At 29.8% G+C, this 5319-nt stretch carries 4 protein-coding genes; all 4 read right to left on the reverse strand.

Annotated elements, in window-relative coordinates:
* Positions 1-149 precede the first annotated feature (149 nt).
* Positions 150-1490 (reverse strand): magnesium transporter, encoded by a 1341-nt coding sequence (mgtE, locus tag HMPREF1552_RS05775; RefSeq protein ID WP_021744182.1) that lies wholly within the window; start codon positions 1488-1490, stop codon positions 150-152.
* Between the two features lie 46 nt (positions 1491-1536).
* Positions 1537-2883, reverse strand: coding sequence for a magnesium transporter (gene mgtE / locus HMPREF1552_RS05780; protein ID WP_021744183.1), 1347 nt, complete (start codon positions 2881-2883; stop codon positions 1537-1539).
* A 339-nt stretch (positions 2884-3222) separates the two neighbouring features.
* Positions 3223-3726 carry a flavin reductase gene (locus tag HMPREF1552_RS05785; protein ID WP_039901276.1) on the reverse strand — a complete coding sequence of 168 codons (504 nt, stop codon included), beginning with the start codon at positions 3724-3726 and terminating at the stop codon, positions 3223-3225.
* A gap of 311 nt (positions 3727-4037) precedes the next feature.
* Positions 4038-5081, reverse strand: coding sequence for an alcohol dehydrogenase AdhP (adhP, locus tag HMPREF1552_RS05790; protein ID WP_021744185.1), 1044 nt, complete (start codon positions 5079-5081; stop codon positions 4038-4040).
* Between the last annotated feature and the right edge of the window lie 238 nt (positions 5082-5319).

A 5319-nucleotide genomic window follows, 5' to 3' on the forward strand; every position in this document is an offset into this window, starting at 1 on the left:
AATTAGTTCAGTTTTAAATAGGTTTTACTATATAATTTTGAACTATAGGTTTGTCGAACAGGTCTATTAAAAAATAGGGAGTCTGGGAACATCCCTATTTTTATTTAAAAAAAAGTAAAAATTAAAGTTTTCTAAATGTATATTATTTTTTAAAGTCTTAAGAATGTTGTAGCAAATTTAAAATAGATAATAAGTGTTACAGCATCTGAAATAGTAGTTATTAAAGGAGTTGCCATAACAGCTGGATCTGCTTTTAAAATTTTTGCTCCAAGTGGAAGCAATGCTCCTACTATTTTTGAGATTATTATTGTAAATACAAGAGTTATTGAAACAATAAAGGCGATTGTAGGATTTATTTTTTCCAAAGTAATTAGTCTTACAAAATTTAGGACTGATAGGACTATTGAAACCATAATACCTATTGAAAATTCTTTTCTAAGTACTTTGAATGCATCTTTTGGAGAAATTTCCCCTAGTGCTAGTGAACGGATTACAACAGTTGAAGATTGTGACCCAACATTTCCTCCGCTTGACATTAACATTGGAATAAATGCTGTCAAAATAATTGATTTTGCAAGTACTTTTTCATACCCTTGTATTATATTTCCTGAAATTGTGTCAGAAATCATAAGGACTGCAAGCCATCCAATTCTTTGTCTTGCCATTGTAAAAACGTTTGTCTTTAAGTAGGAATCATCAGTAGAAGAAGTAATCCCCGCCATTTTATGAAAATCTTCAGTAACTTCCTGATCGACAACATCCATTACATCATCTACTGTAATAATTCCTAAAATTCTGCCTTCATGATCTACAACGGGCATAACGATAAAATCATATTTTTTGAACAAATCTGCAACAACTTCCTGATCGTCATCTGTGTGAACACTTACAAATTTTTTGTTCATAATATCTTCAATTACTGTATTGTCTTTTTTTGCAATTAATTCTTTTAGTGAAAGTACTCCCTCGAGTTTTCCATTTTCACTTATGACATAGCATGTATATATATTTTCTTTATCTTTTCCTGTTTTTCTTAATAATTCAATTGCTTCTGAAACAGTCATATTTTTTTGAAAATCGACATATTCAGTTGTCATAATACTTCCTGCTGAATTTTCAGGATACTTTAATAGTTGATTTATCAAATGTCTGTCTTTTTTATCAGTATTTTTCAATATTTTCTTTACAACATTAGACGGCATTTCTTCAATAATGTCAACAATATCATCAAAGTACAGTTCGTCAAAGATTTCACGTGTTTCAATATCAGTCGATGCATGAATAATCATTTCTTGACGTTCTGAATCTAAATATGGAAATACATCTGCCGCTTTATCTTTTTTCAATAGTCTGAAAATCATTATCACAAGTTCAGGCGATTTGAACTGATTTAATATATCAGAAATTTCAACTGTATTTAATTCATTTAACTGTTTTTTTATTTCAAAGTATTTTTTTTCTTTCAAAAGAGCTTCAATTATTTCTTTCATTTTTTCCTCCTTACTTTCCTATTTTTTATTTATAGATACTTAATATTTATTTTATGATGTTGCTCAAAAACATAGTTGCAAATCTAAAATAGATAGTAAGAGTTAAGGCATCAAGTATTGTAGTTATTAATGGACCTGCCATTATTGCTGGATCCATTTTAAATGTCTTTGCAATGATGGGCAAGAAAGCACCTATTATTTTCGAAATTATAACTACAAAGACAAGAGTTACCGAAACTGTTATGGCAACATTCAAAGGAGTTTTTGTCAAAGATATAATCCTTAGAAAATTAATTGCTGCCAGAACAATGGCGACTATAAATGAAATAAGAAACTCTTTTCTTAGTATTTTAAAAGTATCTTTTATATTGACCTCTCCTAATGCTAAAGCACGGACTACAATAGTTGAAGATTGTGCTCCTGCATTTCCTCCAGTATCCATAAGCATTGGAATAAATGAGGAAAGTATAACTACAGACTGCAGTACATCCTCGTAACTTTTTATAATTCTTCCTGTAAATGTGGCAGAAATCATAAGCACAATAAGCCAGCTGATTCTCTGTCTTGCCATAGTAAAAGCACTTGTCTTAAGGTAAGACTCCTCAACTGGTGAAATTCCGGCCATTTTATGAAAATCTTCTGTTGCTTCCTGTTCCACAACGTCCATTATATCGTCAATTGTAATAATTCCTAAAAGTCTATTTTCATCATCTGTAACTGGAAGAACAATAAGATTATATTTTTTTATTATTTCAGCAACTTTTTCCTGATCATCATTTGTGTGTACACTTATTACATTTTTATTCATAATACTTTGGACGGGAACGTCATCTTCACTCGTAATAAGTTCCTTTAAGGAAATTACTCCTTCTAGTTTTCTAACTTCATCAATTACATAACAAGTATAAACATTTTCCATATCTTCAACAGTATTTCTGATTTTTGAAATTGCTTGAGATACAGTCATGTCCTTTTTTAAATCCATGTATTCAGTTGTCATAATACTTCCAGCTGAATTATCAGGATATTTTAACAATTGGTTTATCAAATGTCTATCTTTCGCATCAGTATTTTTCAAAATCTTTTTTACTACATTTGACGGCATTTCCTCAATAATATCTACAATATCATCAAAATAAAGTTCATCAAATATATTTTTTGTTTCGACATCAGTCATGGTGTTAATAATCATTTCTTGATGCTCTGTATCCAAATATGAAAACACATCTGCTGCCCTATTTTTAGAAAGTAGCCGAAAAATCATTATTAATTCAGAAGATTCAAACTGATTTAACAGTTCTGAAACTTCAACAGTATTTAATTCATTCAAATATTTTCTGATTTCAAAATATTTTTTTTCATTTATAAGTGTTTGAATAGTGTTGTTTTCCATCGTTATCTCCTTTCTTTTTTGCAATTTATTAAATTTTTTACTTCTTATGCAAATTAAAACAAGGAGAATAACAACACGAAGAGATTCCCTTTATTTGCATAGGTTAGTAAATTTTAGATTATTCAGTTTCTCTTCCGGGACTTCTTCGTTCAAAACATTCACCTCCATAAAATATAAAATCAGCATAAATTTCTAAAAAAATGAACTTTATGCCCATAAAATTTTATCAGACAAACCAATGATTGTCAATAAATTTCTAAGAAATTTCTTTTAATAAAAAAAGGGGACTCAATTTAAGAGTTTCCCTTTAATTGTAATTATTTATGCAGATAATAAAAATCAGTCTTTTACGTATATTTTCTTTACTCTTCCTGTATAAACTATATGAGGCTCTTCCTTTGTGTATAGTTTTTCAGGTATGCTCTTATCTATGAAGTTTTCAGGTTTTATATCATCTATATATAATTTTTCGGCTACAATAACTAATTTTGCTTCTTCAAATGCAGGCACACCATCTAAAAATATTGGATTAAATCCAACTTCTGCGATTTTGTCTACATCTCTTCCTGATTTCAGTCCAAGTACGTGAAGTTCCTTTTTATAACCATTAAAAAAACTTAAAGAAAAACAATTTTGCTCATCTACAAATTTTTTAGTATATCTTGTAGGTCTTATATAAACTGAAATAACAGGACCTCGCCAAAGATAGCCCATCATTCCCCACGTGACAGTCATTGTATTTATCCCGTTCTCATCTCCCGCCGTGACAAGACTCCAGTCTTTACCTGTACTTGTAAAAGGATTTAAATCAAAATCCTGAATTTTAATCTCATGAAATCCCATTGTGAACACCTCCATAATTTCTCATTTTGTATTAAAATTTTAAATTAAATAGATTTAAATGTAGTATACCATAATAATCTACATATTACAAATATGAACTATTATTTTAGATTTTTATCTTTAAATTTTTCCCTTTTTATAAACTAGTGTTACTAAAAATATATTGTCAATTTTTAACAGTTGAATATTTTTATTTAAGAGTCTCCTATATTTCTTCATCTATAGTAGAAGCTTTTTAAAATAAAAAATGTAACTAACAGTTAAGTTAATTACATTTCTTTGCTTATTTTAGATAAATTTAATTAAACAAATTAATGTTTATGTCCGCAACCACAAGAATGTAAGTGCATATCGATTACCATACGTCCCTGAATTTTTCCTTCTTCCATTTCTTTAAAGATTTCAGGAGCTTCATCAATAGTTCTTGTTTGAACTACAGGAACAACCAATCCTTCTGCTCCAAATTGGAATGCTTCTTTTAAATCTTCCCTTGTTCCGACAAGTGATCCGATTACTTCGATACCATCTAATACGGTTTTTACGATTGGCAAGTCCATAGTTTCTGATGGAAGTCCAACTGCAACAACTTTTCCAGCGGCTCTTACTGAATCAATAGCTTGGTTAAATGCAACTTTTGATACAGCAGTAACTACAGCAATATGAGCTCCAATTCCACTTAATTCTTTAATTTTTGCAACAGGATCTTCTTTTTTACCATTTATAATATAATCAGCTCCAACTTCTTTAGCAAGTGCCAATTTGTCGTCGTTTATATCAACAGCAATTACATGAGTATTAAATACTTTTTTAGCATATTGAACTGCCAAGTTTCCTAATCCTCCAGCACCGTAGATTACTACCCATTGTCCAGGTTGAGATTTTCCAACTTTTATTGCTTTATAAGTTGTAACTCCTGCACAAGTAATACTGCTGGCTTGAGCTGGATCCAGCCCTTCTGGAACTTTTACTGCATAATCAGCTGTAACGATACATTGTTCAGCCATTCCTCCATCAGCAGAATATCCTGCATTTATTACATCTCTACACAAAGTTTCTTGTCCATTGATACAGTATTCACATCTTCCACACCCTTCAAAAAACCAAGCAATACTTACTCTATCTCCAGGTTTTAGTGATGTTACACCATCAGCAACTTCTCTTACAATTCCAATTCCTTCATGTCCCAAAACTCTTCCAGGAACTTTTCCAAAATCTCCATGAGCCACGTGCAAGTCAGTATGGCAAACACCGCAATATTCCACATCAACTAACGCTTCTCCCGCTTTTAGTCCTCTTAATTCTTTTTCTACAACTTCTATTCCAGTTCCTTCTTGATTAACCACTACCGCTTTCATTATACTATTTCCTTTCTATTTTAAAAATTCATATTAATATATGTGAATATGTTCACATAATAATATATACCCTATAAAATTAAAAAAGTCAAATATTTTTTTAATAATTTTTTATTTCAAAAATAATACATAAAAAAAGAATTATTTCTAATACTATAAAAATTTAGAAATAATTCTTATATTTATACTCAAACCTACTTAAATTTAAACTACTAAAAATTATATAAATTTAGGGTTT

Origin of the sequence: Leptotrichia sp. oral taxon 879 str. F0557, from assembly GCF_000469385.1 — a bacterium.
GTDB lineage: Bacteria > Fusobacteriota > Fusobacteriia > Fusobacteriales > Leptotrichiaceae > Leptotrichia > Leptotrichia mesophila.